The 14,366-nt window shown below is 69.0% G+C and carries 14 protein-coding genes; 6 read left to right on the plus strand and 8 right to left on the minus strand.

The features are described 5' to 3' along the window. Positions 1-43 precede the first annotated feature (43 nt). On the plus strand, positions 44-1,027 hold the full coding sequence (locus tag ACFQU4_RS03785; protein ID WP_377487151.1) for a LacI family DNA-binding transcriptional regulator: 984 nt from the start codon (positions 44-46) through the stop codon (positions 1,025-1,027). Between the two features lie 228 nt (positions 1,028-1,255). After that, the gene (locus tag ACFQU4_RS03790; RefSeq protein ID WP_377487154.1) at positions 1,256-1,837 is read left to right on the plus strand and encodes a hypothetical protein; all 582 of its coding nucleotides are present in this window, start codon (positions 1,256-1,258) and stop codon (positions 1,835-1,837) included. Between the two features lie 31 nt (positions 1,838-1,868). Here the strand turns inward: ACFQU4_RS03790 and ACFQU4_RS03795 are convergent, their stop codons facing one another. Beyond that, a complete protein-coding gene (locus tag ACFQU4_RS03795; protein WP_377487157.1) occupies positions 1,869-2,867 on the minus strand; it encodes a GlxA family transcriptional regulator in 999 nt (332 codons plus the stop codon). A 71-nt stretch (positions 2,868-2,938) separates the two neighbouring features. Here ACFQU4_RS03795 and ACFQU4_RS03800 point away from each other — a divergent pair, with 71 nt between their 5' ends. The 4 genes from ACFQU4_RS03800 to ACFQU4_RS03815 all read left to right on the plus strand — a co-directional run bounded on the left by ACFQU4_RS03800 (position 2,939) and on the right by ACFQU4_RS03815 (position 7,685). Beyond that, complete coding sequence (locus ACFQU4_RS03800) at positions 2,939-3,157, plus strand: hypothetical protein (protein WP_377487160.1); 219 nt, start codon at positions 2,939-2,941, stop codon at positions 3,155-3,157. Positions 3,158-3,208: 51 nt separating this feature from the next. Then, positions 3,209-5,770, plus strand: coding sequence for an ATP-binding protein (locus tag ACFQU4_RS03805; protein ID WP_377487163.1), 2,562 nt, complete (start codon positions 3,209-3,211; stop codon positions 5,768-5,770). A 74-nt stretch (positions 5,771-5,844) separates the two neighbouring features. Further along, on the plus strand, positions 5,845-6,672 hold the full coding sequence (locus ACFQU4_RS03810) for a class I SAM-dependent methyltransferase (protein ID WP_377487166.1): 828 nt from the start codon (positions 5,845-5,847) through the stop codon (positions 6,670-6,672). Next, entirely contained in the window at positions 6,669-7,685 is a 1,017-nt protein-coding gene (locus ACFQU4_RS03815; protein ID WP_377487169.1) for a carbon-nitrogen hydrolase family protein, read from the plus strand. The genes ACFQU4_RS03810 and ACFQU4_RS03815 overlap by 4 nt, the downstream gene beginning before the upstream one ends. Here the strand turns inward: ACFQU4_RS03815 and ACFQU4_RS03820 are convergent. The 7 genes from ACFQU4_RS03820 to ACFQU4_RS03850 form a co-directional block, all read right to left on the minus strand. Next, the gene (locus ACFQU4_RS03820; RefSeq protein WP_377487172.1) at positions 7,581-7,835 is read right to left on the minus strand and encodes a hypothetical protein; all 255 of its coding nucleotides are present in this window, start codon (positions 7,833-7,835) and stop codon (positions 7,581-7,583) included. The two genes, ACFQU4_RS03815 and ACFQU4_RS03820, sit on opposite strands and share 105 nt — an antisense overlap. Before the next feature lie 10 nt (positions 7,836-7,845). Beyond that, a complete protein-coding gene (locus ACFQU4_RS03825; RefSeq protein WP_377487175.1) occupies positions 7,846-8,841 on the minus strand; it encodes an ABC transporter ATP-binding protein in 996 nt (331 codons plus the stop codon). Continuing rightward, entirely contained in the window at positions 8,838-9,863 is a 1,026-nt protein-coding gene (locus ACFQU4_RS03830) for an ABC transporter ATP-binding protein (protein WP_377487178.1), read from the minus strand. The genes ACFQU4_RS03825 and ACFQU4_RS03830 overlap by 4 nt, the downstream gene beginning before the upstream one ends. Next, a complete protein-coding gene (locus ACFQU4_RS03835) occupies positions 9,860-10,711 on the minus strand; it encodes an ABC transporter permease (protein ID WP_377487181.1) in 852 nt (283 codons plus the stop codon). Before ACFQU4_RS03835 ends, ACFQU4_RS03830 begins: the two co-directional genes overlap by 4 nt. Next, positions 10,708-11,775, minus strand: a complete 1,068-nt coding sequence (locus ACFQU4_RS03840; protein WP_377487184.1) for an ABC transporter permease — start codon at positions 11,773-11,775, stop codon at positions 10,708-10,710. The genes ACFQU4_RS03835 and ACFQU4_RS03840 overlap by 4 nt, the downstream gene beginning before the upstream one ends. Before the next feature lie 125 nt (positions 11,776-11,900). Next, a complete protein-coding gene (locus ACFQU4_RS03845; protein ID WP_377487186.1) occupies positions 11,901-13,781 on the minus strand; it encodes an ABC transporter substrate-binding protein in 1,881 nt (626 codons plus the stop codon). 286 nt (positions 13,782-14,067) lie between these two features. After that, a complete protein-coding gene (locus ACFQU4_RS03850) occupies positions 14,068-14,247 on the minus strand; it encodes a hypothetical protein (protein WP_377487188.1) in 180 nt (59 codons plus the stop codon). Positions 14,248-14,366 lie beyond the last annotated feature (119 nt).

Raw genomic sequence — 14,366 nt, forward strand, 5'->3', positions numbered from 1 at the left:
GTCGGGATCGGGGGGTTCGCCTATAGTTCGGAGGGTGACAGCGATGGCGGACGTTGCTCGCCGGGCGGGCGTTTCGACGATGACCGTCTCGCACGTGATCAACGGAAACCGGCGCGTGCGCGAGGAAACGAAGGCGCGCGTGCTGGCCGCGATCGAAGAACTCGACTACCAGCCGAACCTGGCCGCGCGGGCGCTCCGGCGCGGGCGGGTGGGTGCGATCGGGCTGGCCGTCGGCCACATCGAGCACCCGTACAACGCCCATCTCGCCAGCGCGGTGACGGCCCGGGCCTCCGCGCTCGGGTACCACGTCGCGATCGAGGCGACCGGCGGCCGGCTGGACGCCGAGGTGGCGACCTGGCAGCGATCGCCGCTGTTCTACGACGGCCTGCTGATCAACGCCACCCAACTCGAACGGCTGCCGGACGGCGTCCGCAACGACTTCCCCGTGGTGTTCCTCGGCGAGAGCATGTCCGACCCGGCCGTCGACCACGTGGCGATGGCGAACGTCGAGGGAACGCGGCTGGCCACCCAACACCTGCTCGACAAGGGTTGCCGAAGGATCGCGATGGCCGGTGGGAACCTGATCACCTCGCGCATGATCACGCTGCGCACCGACGGCTATCTGAGCGCCCTGACCCAGGCCGGGCTGCCCATCGACCCGGCGCTCGTCGTCAAGACAGCCGATGCCTCGCCGCAGCGGATGGGTAACGAGGCGATCGCCACGATGGTGGCCGCCGGCACCACTTTCGACGGCGTCGTCTGCACGACCGACAGCGTCGCCCACGGCGTGCTCCGCGGCCTGGTCGACGCCGGGCTCCGCTGCCCGGAGGACGTCCAGGTGGTCGGCTTCGACAACCTGCCCGACACGGATTTCGCGGTGCCCACCCTGACCTCCATCGACCCCCAGAACGAGGACCTCGTCGCGGCCGCGCTCGGCATGCTGATCGAGCGGATGGAGGGCTTCACCGGCCCGGGTCGAAGCATCACGGGGACGTGCTCGCTCATCGAGCGAGAATCCACCCGCTGACTCCGTCGTCGTCTGCCCCGTCATTGGCGCCGACATCCTTCTTGTATCGATACACAAAAGGTGGTTGGACCGACTTTAAGCGACGTATCGCCGGAGTGGAAGAGTCGAATGACGTGGTCCGTGCCCGCTCGGACCGTATTCCGGGACGCCACGGCTGGACGGGCGCGCGGGAGCGGATCAACACCCCGGCGTTCGAAGGGCTGCGGTCCGACCTGATAGGTCTCGAGGGTGATCGATCCGCACTTCGTCTTCCTTGCCGCCGCGATCGGGCTGACCGGCACGATCCGGTACGCGATCGGCACCCTGCGCGGGCGGACCAGCCCGAACCGGGTCACCTGGATCCTCTGGGCGGCAGCACCCCTGATCGGATTCTTCGCCCAGCTGGACAGCCAGGTCGGCCTGCCCGCGGTGTCGACGCTGGCCATCGGCGTCGGGCCGCTGCTGGTGGTGATCGCCTCCTTCGTCAACAAGCGGGCCACGGTCCGGCTGACCGCGTTCGACTTCGCCTGCGGGGCGGTCGCCGTGGTCTCGTTGATCATCTGGCTCGGGCTGGACGCGGCTCCGGTCGCGGTGGTGTTCGCGGTCCTGGCCGAGGCGGTCGGCGCCGTACCGACCGTACGCAAGGCGTGGCGCGACCCGTGGTCGGAGAACGCCGTCTTCTACGTCCTGGTCGGGGTGAACGGCACCCTGACCCTGCTGACCTTGATCAACTGGACCCCGGCGACCTGGGGCTTTCCCGGCTACCTGGTCCTGCTCAGCCTGACCATGACCGCCGTGATCACCCTGCGCCGCAAGGTCGTCCGGTCCTGAGCCGGCTCCGGTCCGAGGTGGTCCGCGATGATCAACTTCTGCCGGCGTGCTGCCGGCCCGACGACGGGGGAGCCGGGACGAAGCTCCGCCGGTAGGCGACCGGACTGGTGCCGACGACGCGACGGAAGTGCTGGCGGAGTCCGATCGCGGTGCCGAAGCCGGCCCGGGAGGCGACCTCCTCCACCGAGAGGTCGGTTGTCTCCAGCAGTTCCCGGGCCCGCTGCAGGCGCCGCTGGATGAGCCACTGCAACGGAGTGGTGCCGGTCTGGGCCCGGAAGGTCCGGTTGAGGGTCCGTACGCTGGTCGCGGCCCGCTTCGCGATCTCGGCCAGGGTCAGGTCCCGATCGAGACGGTCCTCCATCCACCGCATGACGGGCTCGAGGCTGCCGCCGGACTCGGGCTCGGCATGGTGGATGAACTGGGCCTGGCCGCCGTCGCGCTGCAGCGGCATCACGGTGAGGCGTGCGGTCTGGGCCGCCACCGCGGACCCGAAGTCGCGCCGGACCAGGTGCAGGCAGAGGTCCAGCGCGGCCGCGCCGCCGGCCGAGGTGACGATGTCTCCGTCGTCGAGGTAGAGCACCGAGTCCTCGACCTGGATGTCCGGATAGCGCGCGGCGAGTTCGGCGGCATGGCCCCAGTGCACGGCCGCCCGGCGCCCGGCCAGCAGCCCGGCGGCGGCGAGGACGAAGACGCCGTTGCAGATGGAGCCGATCCGGACGCCGCGGCGGTGCGCGTCGCGGAGCAGGTCGACGATCTCCGGCGGTGGCGGCACGTCGTGCGGGTTCAGCCCGGGCACCAGGATCGTGTCGGCCCGAGCGGCCTCCGCCAGGGGGTACGGCGGGGTGACCTTGAACGTCTTCGTACCGCCGGAGAAGGTCGTGGTCACCTCCGGACCGCAGACCCGCACGTCGTACAAGGATCGCTTGCCGTGCCGCAGCGGCCGCGGGTACGTCTGGCCGAAGATCATGCAGGGCATGGCGATGTCGATCCCGCCGGCCCCGTCCAGGGTCACCACCGCGACGACGTGCATGACCAGAATCTATCGGATCATGACATTCTTGCCACTGGGTTGGCGCAGCTTCCGCGGGAAGCATGACGGGCATGGATCTCGGCGCCTTCCTGATCGCCGTCGCCGTCGGCGGCTGCGGCCTGATCGCCCTGCTCGGCCTGGGCTGGTGGCTCGAGCGTCCGCTGAACGCCCAGGTCCGGACCTGGCTGCGGCGACTGCGCGACGAGGAGGAGCGAGGCGCCGCGGCCCGGCGGGGCCGACGGCAGGGGAGCGGTGACGTCGGAGCCGGCGGTGGCCCCGGCCGGTCGTGATCAGCACCGGTTTCGGCCCGTGGTGGGTGGATCGGCGGTACCGTCCCGATCATGGAGTTGCTAGAGCGCGGCCCGCAACTGGCGGCTCTGGATGATCTTCTCTCCGCGGTCCGTACCTCCGGCGTGGGACGCCTGGTCCTGGTGGCCGGCGAGGCCGGCGTCGGCAAGACGGCCCTGATCGACACCTTCACCGAACGCCACCCGGCAACACCGGTGCTGGCGGGCGCCGCCGCGCCCCTGTTCACGCCCCGGCCGCTGGGGCCGCTGCTGGACCTGCTCGCCGGCCTCGACCCGGACCACGCCTCGGCCGCCCAGGCCGTCGCGGCGCTGGCGGGCGCGGTGCGGCATACCAGCGTGGTCGTCCTCGAAGATCTGCACTGGGCCGACGAGGCGACGGTGGATGCGCTGAGCATGATCGGCCGGCGACTGGCCACGCTGCGCGCGCTGGTGATCATCACCTATCGGGAGCACGAGCTCGATCGTCGCCATCCGCTCCGCCTGGTGCTGGGCGAGGTCACCGCCGCCGACCGGCTGGTGCTCGAGCCTCTGTCGGCCACGGCCGTCGCCCGGCTCGCCACGGACGGCGGCGTCACGGCGACGGGACTCTACGAGCGGACCGCGGGAAATCCCTTCTATGTCACGGAACTGCTCGCTCACGGTGGCAGCGAGACACCCGGCAGCGTCCGTGACGCGGTGCTCGCCCGCGCCGGCCGGCTGCCCACGGCCGCCCGGCGATTGCTGGAGGCGGCAGCCGTCGCCCGCCCTCGGGCCGAGGTCTGGCTGCTGCAGCGGATCGCCCCGGAGGAGCTTGCCTCGCTGGAGACCTGCCTGGCCTCGGGCATGCTCCGGGCCGAGGGGGACGCGGTGGCGTTCCGGCACGAGATCGCGCGCGCGACGATCGAAGATGATCTTCCGCCGGACCGCAGGGTGGCGCTGCACCGGGCGGCTCTCGAGGCCCTCGCCGGCCGGGACGACCCGGCCCGGCTGGCACACCATGCCGAGGCAGCCGGCGACGGTCCGGCCGTGGTCGAGCACGCCACCTCGGCCGCCGAGCGCGCCGCCCGGCTGGGTGCCCACCGCGAGGCGGCCGCACACTATGCCGCCGTCCTGCGCCATGCCACCGGGCTGGATCAACGGGAGCACACGGCGTTGCTGGCTCATCGCTCGTACGCATGCTTCCTGGCGGGCATGATCCCGGAATCGCTGGCGGCGCGGCAGCAGGCGCTGGCCGAGCACCGCCGCGCCGGCGACCGGCTGGCCGAGGGCGACGACGAGCGCTGGCTGTCCCGGCTGGCCTGGTATCGCGGCGACGGCGCCGGCTTCCGTACCAGTGCGGCCCGGGCGGTCGAACTCCTCGAGACGCTGCCGCCGAGCCCCGAACTCGTCCGGGCCTACACCACGCGGGCGTCGCCGCCGATGTTCGACTACGACCTGGCCGAAACCCGGGAGTGGGGTACGAAGGCGCTGCGGCTGGCCGAGCGACTCGGCGAGGACCAGGCGGTGATCACCGCGCTGCTGCACGTCGGGACGGTCGAGTTCTCGCACGGGCTGGCCGAGGGCGAGGAGAAACTGCGGCACAGCCTGCGGCTGGCCCTCGACGCGGGCCTGCTCGACCTGGTCGGGGTCGCCTACTCGAACCTCGTCTCCAGCGCGCTCTACACCCGCGACTACGGCAAGGCCGTCGGCTATCTGGACGCCGGTCGCGCCTTCTGCGACGAACAGGACCTGCGGTCGTGGGGCAGCTATCTGGACGCCTGGGGAGCCCGGGTCGCGCTCGATCAGGGACGGTGGCCGGAGGCGGCCTCGCTGGTCGGCCAGGTCTTCGTCCGGGCGCCGCGTTCGCTGCCGCACAGCAGGTTCATCGCCCTGGTCGTGCAGGGGGTGCTGGCCGCCCGCCGCGGCGACGAGAGCCCGTGGCCGGCGCTGGACGAGGCCCGGGAGATCGCCCGGGCGACGGGGGAGTTGCAGCGGCTGGCACCGGTCGCGATCGCCCGCGCCGAGGCGCGCTGGCTGGCCGGCACGCCGGAACTCATCCCGGCCGAGGCCGAGCAGGCGTACGCGCTCGCCGAACGCAGCGAGCATGCCTGGACGCTCGGCGAGTTGATCAGCTGGCAGCACCGGGCCGGACGTGATCATCCCGATCCCGGGCTGCCACTGCCGGCGCCGATCCGGGCCGAACTGGCCGGCGACGCCGAGACTGCCGCGGCCTTCTGGACCGAGCGCGGCTGCACCTATGAGGCCGCCGTCGTACGAGGGACCTCCGGCGCGGAATCGACGCTACGCAAGGGATTGCGGGAGCTGCAGGAGTTGGGCGCCCGACCGGCGGCGGCCATCGTGGCCCGTCGTCTCCGGGAACGCGGAGCCCGGGGCGTGAAGCTCGGACCCCGGGCCGCGACCCGGGCGAACTCGGCCGGGCTGACCGCCCGCCAGCTGGACGTGCTCGCCTTGATGATCAAGGGCGCACGCAACTCGGAGATCGCTGCCCAGCTCTTCCTCTCGGAGAAGACGGTCTCGAACCATGTCTCCGCCGTGCTGCTCAAACTCGAGGTGAGCAACCGCGGCCAGGCCGTCGCCGAGGCCGTACGACGGGGGATCGACCCGAACGAAAGATAGGGAATCGTTCCGAAGTTCCCGACCGGGCGCCGCGCCTAGCGTCAGTCTCCTCACCACTTCAGAGGAGACTGATCATGTCCACCACCGCAATCGATCAAGAACTCAAGCAGCGCCACCGGGCCATGTGGGCCTCCGGTGACTACCCGCTGATGGTCGAGACCTTCCTGTTGCCGCTCGGTCCGCGCCTGGTCGAGGCGTGCGGGATCGGGCCCGGCGACCGCGTCCTCGACGTGGCCTCCGGCACCGGCAACGCGGCCGTTCCGGCGGCCCGGATGGGCGCCGAGGTCACGGCCAGTGACCTCACGCCCGAGCTGCTCGACGCCGGCCGGGCGGAGGCCGAGGCGGCGGCACTGCTGCTGACCTGGACCACCGCCGACGCCGAACGGCTGCCGTTCTCCGATGATCATTTCGACGTCGTGATGTCCTCGATCGGCGTCATGTTCGCCCCGCACCACCAGGCCGCCGCCGACGAGCTGGTCCGGGTCTGCAAGCCGGGCTGCACGATCGGGCTGCTGAGCTGGACGCCGGAGGGCATGATCGGCGATCTGTTCGCGACGATGAAGCCGTTCGCGCCGCCGCCTCCGGCCGGGGCCTCGTCCCCGCCGCTGTGGGGCAACGAGGCCCACCTCGACGAGCTCTTCGGTGATCGGGTGATCTTCGGCCGGCACGACCAGGCGGCCCTGGAGATCACCGCGTTCACCCAGGCCCAGGGCTACGGCGAGCACTTCAAGGCCTACTACGGGCCGACGATCGCGGCCCGCGCCAACGCGACGAGGAACGGCCTGGAGGCCGAGTTCGACACGGCACTCGAGGACTTCTGCGACCGGTGGAATCGGGGCACTCCGGAGCGGGCCCGGTTCGAGCAGGAATACCTGCTGTCGGTCGGGACCAAGACGCCGTGACCACGCTGACCGTGGCCGCGGTCCAGGCCGCGTACGTCTTGCTGGACCGCGCGGCCAACCTCGACCGGGTCGAGGCGCTCACCGCTGACGCCGCCGGCCAGGGCGCCGAACTGGTGATCTTTCCCGAGGCGTTCGTCCCCGGCACCCCGATCTGGATCGACACCCGGCCGATCTGGGACGGCGACGAGGACTGGTTCCGGATGCTGGTGGCCAACGCCCTGGTCGTCGGTTCGCCGGACTGCGACCGGTTGGCACGGATCGCGGCCGGCTCCCGGGTCTGGCTGGTCGTCGGGGTCCAGGAGCGGGAGCCCACCGGATCCTCGCTCTACAACACGGTGCTCTACTTCTCGCCGGAGGGACGGCTGGCCGGACGGCACCGCAAGCTGGTGCCGACCGGGTCGGAGCGAACGGTCTGGACGCCCGGCGACGGTTCGACGCTGCCGGTGATCGACACCGGCACGGCCCGGATCAGCGGACTGATCTGCTGGGAGAACTACATGCCGCTGGCCCGCTTCCACCTGTACGCGCAGGGCGTGGACGTCTGGCTGGCACCGACGCTGGCGGTCGGCGACGGCTGGATCGCCACGATGCGGCACCTGGCCCGGGAGAACCGGATGTACGTCATCGGGGTCAACCCGGTGCTGCACGAGGCCATGGTGCCGGCCGACTTCCCGTACCGGGACCGGCTGCTGCCGGAGAGCTTCCTGGCCGCCCGCGGGCCCTGGATCGAGGAGGGCAACACCGTCATCGTCGGGCCCGACGGCGGCATCATCGCCGGCCCGGTCCGGGAGCGCGAGGAGACCCTGCTGGCCGAACTGGACCTGGGCCTGGTGGCCTCGACCCGGCGCCTGATGGATCCGACCGGGCACTACAACCGGCCCGACGTCTTCCGGCTGCTCGCCGACACGTCAGCCCGGCCGCCGGTGATCACGATCGACCGGGCCGGCGGCCTGCCGGCGTCCGTCGTCGGCCTTGCTGATCTTGTCGTCCGAGCCGAACCTGAGGCCGAGTAGGGCGGTGATGATCAGGACCAGGCAGGAGATGATGGCCAGGTTGTCGCCCATCATCCCTTCCTGGGTACGGATCGCCGGGCGGATGACGACGGAGATGATCAGTAGGCCGAGGCCCATCCGCAGCAGGACCCGGGCGGCCATCTTCATCATGATCGTTACCTCAGGCCGCGTCGTCGGTCAGGTGGACCAGCGGCGGGACCTCGTCGGAGAAGTGGCAGGCCGACCGGTGCCCGGAGGAGATCTCGGACAGCTCGGGCGACTTCTTCCGGCAGACGTCCTGCACCAGCGGGCAGCGGTTGGCGAACACACAGCCGGAGGTCGCCGGCTCGCCGATCATCCGCTCGGGGTCGCGTCCTTCCTCGTCCCGCTTCCGGACCAGCATCGGGTCCGGCACCGGGATAGCCTGCAGCAGCATGTGGGTGTACGGATGCTTCGGCGCGGTGATCAATTCCTCCACCGGGCCCTCCTCGACGATGTAGCCGAAGAACATCACCGCGATCCGGCCGCCCTGGGCGAAGTACCGGACCACCCCGAAATCGTGGCTGATGAACACGTAGCCGATGCCGCGGTCGCGCTGGAAGGACAGCAGCAGGTCGAGGATCGCCACCCGCATCGACACGTCGAGCATGCTGGTCACCTCGTCGGCGACGATCAGGCTCGGCTGCAGGCTGATCGCCCGGGCGATCGACACCCGCTGCCGCTGGCCGCCGGACAGCTGGTGCGGGTAGCGCTGCAGGAACGCCGGGGTGGCGTCCAGGCCGACCTGCTGCAGCAGCTTGATCATCTCGCGCTGCACGGTGCGCCAGGTGGCCAGCTTGTGCTGCAGCATCCCGGGCGCCAGGGTGCTGCCGATCGTCAACCCCGGATTCAGCGAACCGTACGGGTCCTGGTGCACCATCTGCACCCGGCGCCGCCACTGCCGCCGGTGCTGCCCGCGCAGCCGCGCGATGTCGGTGCCGTCGAAGGAGATCCGGCCGCTGCTGGGTTCGTGCAGCCCCGCGATCAACCGGCCCAGGGTGGTCTTGCCGCAGCCGGACTCGCCGACCAGCGCGACGATCTCGCCCTCGCCGGTGGACAGGCTGACGTCGTGCAGCACCGGCCGGCCGGTGCCGGAATCATAGGTGTGGGTCACATCCTGGATCTCGAGCAGACTCACGCCTCCGACACCTCCACCAGTTCGGCCCTGCGATTGACGACGTGACAGGCCACCAGATGTCCATGATCATCATCGAGCAACGGCGGCTCGACCTGGTGACAGTGATCTTCGGCCAGCCCACAGCGCGGCGCGAACCGGCAGCCGGCCGGCAGCTCGGCGAGGTTCGGCACCGCGCCACCGATCGGCCGGACCCGGAGGCCGGCATCGAGCACGCTCGGGATCGCGTTGATCAACGCCTCGACGTACGGATGCCGGCGGCCCGCCTTGAAGATCTCCTCGACGGTGCCGGACTCGACCAGCCGGCCGGCGTACATCACCGCGACCCGGGTGGCCAGCTCCGCGACCACCGCGAGGTCGTGGGTGACGAAGACGATGGTCACCCCGAGACTGCGGTGCAGGTCCTTGAGGATGTCGATCACCAGGCGCTGGTTGAGCACGTCCAGCGCCGTGGTCGGCTCGTCGAGGATCACCACCGACGGCTTCAGCAGCAGCGCGACGGCGATCGCCACCCGCTGCTTCATGCCGCCGGACAGCTGGCTCTCGTACGACTTCCAGATCCGGTCCGGCGGCAGCTGGACCAGGTCGAGCAGATGCCGGAAGTAGTCCCGGCCGTCCTTCGGGTCGGCGAACACCTCGGGGTGGGCCTGCAGGATGTGGTCGACCTGGGTGCCGATCGTCAGCACCGGGTTGAAGGCGTTCATGGCGCCCTGGAAGACCATCGCGAGCTCGGCGCCGCGGAGGGCGTTCAGTTCCCGCTTCGACATCGTGGTGGTGCTCGCCCCGCGGAACCGTACGGTGCCGCCGGTGATCCGGCCCGGCGGCGGAACGATCTGCAGCAGCGAGTACGCCAGCGTCGACTTGCCACAGCCGGACTCGCCGACCAGGGCATAGATCTCGCCGGCGCCGACGGTGAGGCTGACGTTCTCGACCGCCCGGACCGAGCCGGGGCCGTCACCGAACGCGACGGTCAGGTCGTCGACCTCGAGCAGGGTTTGATCTTCGTTGCTCACTGGGGTGCTCACTGGACACGCAGCCTCGGGTTGAAGACGCTGTCCAACGCGCGGGAGAAGAACACGAAGGACACCTGCAGGATGACGATGGCGGCCATGGGGGAGAACAGGTAGAAGGCGCTGTCGGTGGTGTACAGGGCACCCTGCGCCATCGCCAGGTTGATCATGATGCCCCAGTTGTTGCCGCTGATCGGCGCGATGCCGAGCAGGAACAGGCCGACCGAGGCGTAGATCGCGCCGGTGATCGCGAGCAGGAAGTGGATCGCGACGTACGGGCCGACGTTCGGCAGCAGCTGCCGGCCGATCATGTTGCCGAGCGAGACGCCCTGCAGCTGGGCAGCCTCGACGAAGTCGCTGCTGCGCAGGCTCATCGCCTGGGACCGGATCGCCCGGGCCAGGCCGGCCCAGGCGGTGATCGACAGGATGCAGGCCAGGACGACCGGGTTGGTCGTGTGGATGACGCTGGCCAGGACGATGATCAACGGCAGCCCGGGGATGGTCAGGAAGATGTCCGTGATCCGCATGATGATCGTGTCGACGACGCCGCCGATGTAGCCGGTCAACAGTCCGACCGCCACCCCGACGAAGATCGTGATCACCGCCGACAGGACGCCGACGATCATGATCGGCTGGGTGCCGACGATGATCTGTTCGAGGACGCCCTGGCCGAGCGAGTCGGTGCCGAGCGGGTGCGCCCAGGACGGCGGCTGGTAGGCCTGGCTCGCGTCCTGCTCGTCGCCCACCTGGACGAAGATCGGGCCGAAGATCGCCACCAGGCCGTAGATCAGGACGATCACGCCGCCGACCAGAGCACCCTTGTCGTTGCGGAGGATCCGCCACAGGTCACTGAGGAACCTCATGCCATCGTCCCTCCGGCCGGCAGCACTTCCTCATCGGGATCGGTGGGTTTGTCCGCGGCCCGCTTGCGCGCCGCCGGGTTCGCGATCCGCGGATCGACCAGCGGATACAGCAGGTCGACCAGCAGGTTGGTGACGATCACCGAGACCGTGATCAACAGGAAGCACCCCATCATCAGCGAGTAGTCCCGCTGACCGACCGACTGGATCATGTAGAACCCGATCCCGGGGTACTGGAAGTAGGTCTCGATGAAGACCGAACCGCCGAACATGAACCCGATCGAGAGGGCCAGCTGGGTCACCATCGGCAGCATCGAGTTGCGGCCGACGTAGGACTGGGTGACCCGGCGGTCGCTCAGCCCGCGGGCCTCGGCGGCCCGGACGTACTCCGCGCCGAGGACCGAGATCGCGCTGCCCTTCATGCCGAGGGCCCAGCCGCCGAACGACGTGATCACCGACGCCACGATGGGCAGGAACGCGTGGTAGAGCACGCTGAGCAGGTACGGCCCGTTGAAGCCCGGCGTCACGTCGACCGCGTAGGCGCCTCCGGAAGGGAACACCTGGTAGACGCTGGTCAGGAAGTAGAGCAGCGCGATCGCCACCAGGTAACTCGGGATCGCGCTCAGGAACGACACGACGAACGTCATCACCCGGGAGAACCGGCTGTTCTGGAATGCCGCCATCATGGCGCCGATCGCGACGCCGATCAGGAAGCTGACGATCAACGAGACCGCGACGACCATGATCGTCCACGGCAGCGCCTCGGCGATGACGGCGACCACGGTGGTGCCGGGGTTCATGATCGGCACCCCGAGGTCGCCGCGGATCGCGCCCCACACGTACTGGAGGTACTGCTCGCCGACCGGTGCGTCCGGCGTCACCCCGTACACGGAGCTGATCCGTTGCTGGATCTCGACCTCACTCAGGCCACCCTGCATCCGCAGCTGCGCCTCGAGCGCAGCCATCGGGTTGCCCGGCATCAGCCGGATCATGAAGAAGGACAGCGAGATGACGATGAAGATGATCAACAGCGACATCGCGAGTCGCTTCGCGACATAGGAAACCATCGGCGCCTTCCGGATAAGGGGGTGTCACCGGGTGACGGGGGGCGGTTGAACACGTTCCCTGAGCTTGTCGAAGGGCCAGGCCCGGTGCGGCTTGGCACTTCGACAGGCTCAGTGCGCGTTCGGCACTAGGGCTTCGGTGTGATGAACCCCTGCTGGATCGCCAGCGAGACGCCACCGTTCATGTCGGCAGCGATGATGTCCCACAGCTCACTGGTGTTCTGGTCGTTCAGCGGCGGCCAGTTGGTGAATTCCTTGGTGGAGAAGGGGAACTGGTAGACCTTGGTCGCGTACCAGATGTACGGGACCTCGTCGTTGACCAGCTGGGCCCAGTTCCAGACCTGGGCGTTCATCTCCGGACCCGGTTCGATGGAGCGGACCTGGCCGTCGATGGTGCTGACCACGTCGACCTCGCCGAGACCGGGGACGTTCTTCGTCGGACCGAAGCCCACGCCGCGCTTGCCGGCGTAGTTTCCCAGCTTGCTGAAGTTGTAGCCCGGGCCGAGGATCGCGTTGTACATGCCGAGCGGGTTGTTGCCGCCGACGAACCCGGAGCCGATGTCGAAGTCGCCGTTGTGCTGGTCGGCGTTCTGCTGCGCACCGGAGGTCGCGTTGACCTCGGACTTGATGCCGAAGGCGGTCAAGGCCTTGGCCGCGGAGTTGAACGAGGTGACGATGTCGGTCGTCTCGGCGTTGGCGATGAAGGTCAGCGTGAACGGCTCGCCGTCCGGCTTGAGCCACTGATCACCCTTCTTGGTAAAGCCCTCGCCCTCCAGCAGCGCGGTCGCCTTGGCCTCGTCGATCGGGTACTTGTTCAGCTGGTCGATCTTGCCCTGGTCGAGGTAGATCGCTTCCAGGGAAGGCGAGATCCCGGTGTTGACCTCTTTCCAGGTGCCGCCGGCCGCCTCGTCGGTGCCGTACGCGGCCTCGCTGATCTGCTGCCGCGGGATCACGTACGCGAGCGCCTGCCGGACCGCCTTGGAGTCGAGCGGCTTCTTGCTGCTGTTGAACAGCATGGTGAACCCGAAGGCCAGCGGCAGTGCGGTGTTCGAGTCGGGGGTCTTCTTCCAGCGCTGCAGGATCGGCGGCGGCATGTACACGTTGGAGAAGTGCACGTTGCCGCTGAACAGCTGCGGGTAGACCGTCTGGGTCGACCCGTTCAGGTACCGGATCCCGGCGAACGTGATCTTGCTCGCCTCCCAGAATCCGTCCCACTTGACCAGCTTGGCCTCTTTGGTGGTGATGTTCTCCAGCTGGAACGGTCCGTTGCCGATCAGCTTCTCCACCTTCAGCGCGGCCAGGTCCTTGAACGCCGCGCTCATCCGCTTGAACTCCGGCAGCTTACCGGCCTTCACCGGGTCCTCGTGGGACGTGGTGTAGTACGTGATCACGTCCTTCTTGAGCTCGTCGGTGACCAGCTTGCCGTACACGCTGGACGGGTACGGGCGGATGGCGTTCAGGATGTCCAGCTTGGCCAGCGATTCCGGCTGGCCCTTCTTCAGCGTGAACGCGACGGTGTGATCATCGACGATGTCGACGCTGGTGATGTCGTTCCAGAACCCGTCCCCGCGCAGCGCGTTCAGGATGGCGGTGTCGTGCAGATCCTTGCTGGTGAGCGGCGTGCCGTCCTGCCACTTCGCGTCCTCGCGCAGATGCACGTTCAGCTTGCCGTCGACGATCTCCCAGGTGTCGGCCAGCTGCGGGATGAACTCGGTCAGGCTGGGGGACTTGACGATCGCCAGCCGCAGCGTGACGAAGTCGTTCTGGATCCCGAGCCCGTTCACGTTGTACGGGTTGAAGGACCAGGTGGTGTTCCAGCTGCAGCACGGGAAGAACGTCAGGAACTTGCTCGAATCACCGGGCGCGGTGCCGTCGGTGTTCCCGCCGGCCGGTGCGCCGCCACCGGCGGTGCCGGCCGTGCAGGCAGCCAGCATGATCATCGCCGTCAAGGTGGCGATCACGGCCAGTAGCTGTTTCCTGGCGCGCACAACCGTTCGATGCAAGGACATCGTTGATCCTCCTCGGTCCCCAAGGCCGTCCGCGTGGATGGGCAAGACTGATCATGGCCGAGGACAACCGTATTAGTAAAGGGGATGGAGGAATTTGATCAAGGTTGCCGGGACAGGAGCTCGCGGCCCCGCGGGGCATGTCCGTCCGGCGAACATTCTCGTCCGTTTTGAACCTTTCCGAACGAGGCCCCGCTGCGTAAATTCTGGTCGGTCAAGATCAACTCTTGGCCGCTGTTCGACGTTGCCGTCGGACCAGTTCGTGCATGCCGTCGCGCCAGTTCGGTGATCATGGCCGGAACGGCGTTCTCCAAGGGTCGGTACGGCAGTGCCCGCGTTGTTGATCACCGCGGGCATCCGCCTCGGTCCGGACCGTCGCCCAGACGTCGAACCCCGCTCGGTCCCGCTCGGCGGTGATGGGCCGGCCGAGTCCGGACGAGGCACCGGTCACCAGGACCTGACGTCGCATCGCGTCTCCTCACCGGTGTCGCCGCGTGCCGTTCGGGTACCCGCCGTGGTTCGCGGACGAACGGGCGGTGAACGGGGCACCCGAGATCGTCTTCAGGAAATCCCCGATCCCGTCATCAA

This window comes from Microlunatus sp. GCM10028923 (genome assembly GCF_042666975.1).
GTDB lineage: Bacteria > Actinomycetota > Actinomycetes > Propionibacteriales > Propionibacteriaceae > Microlunatus.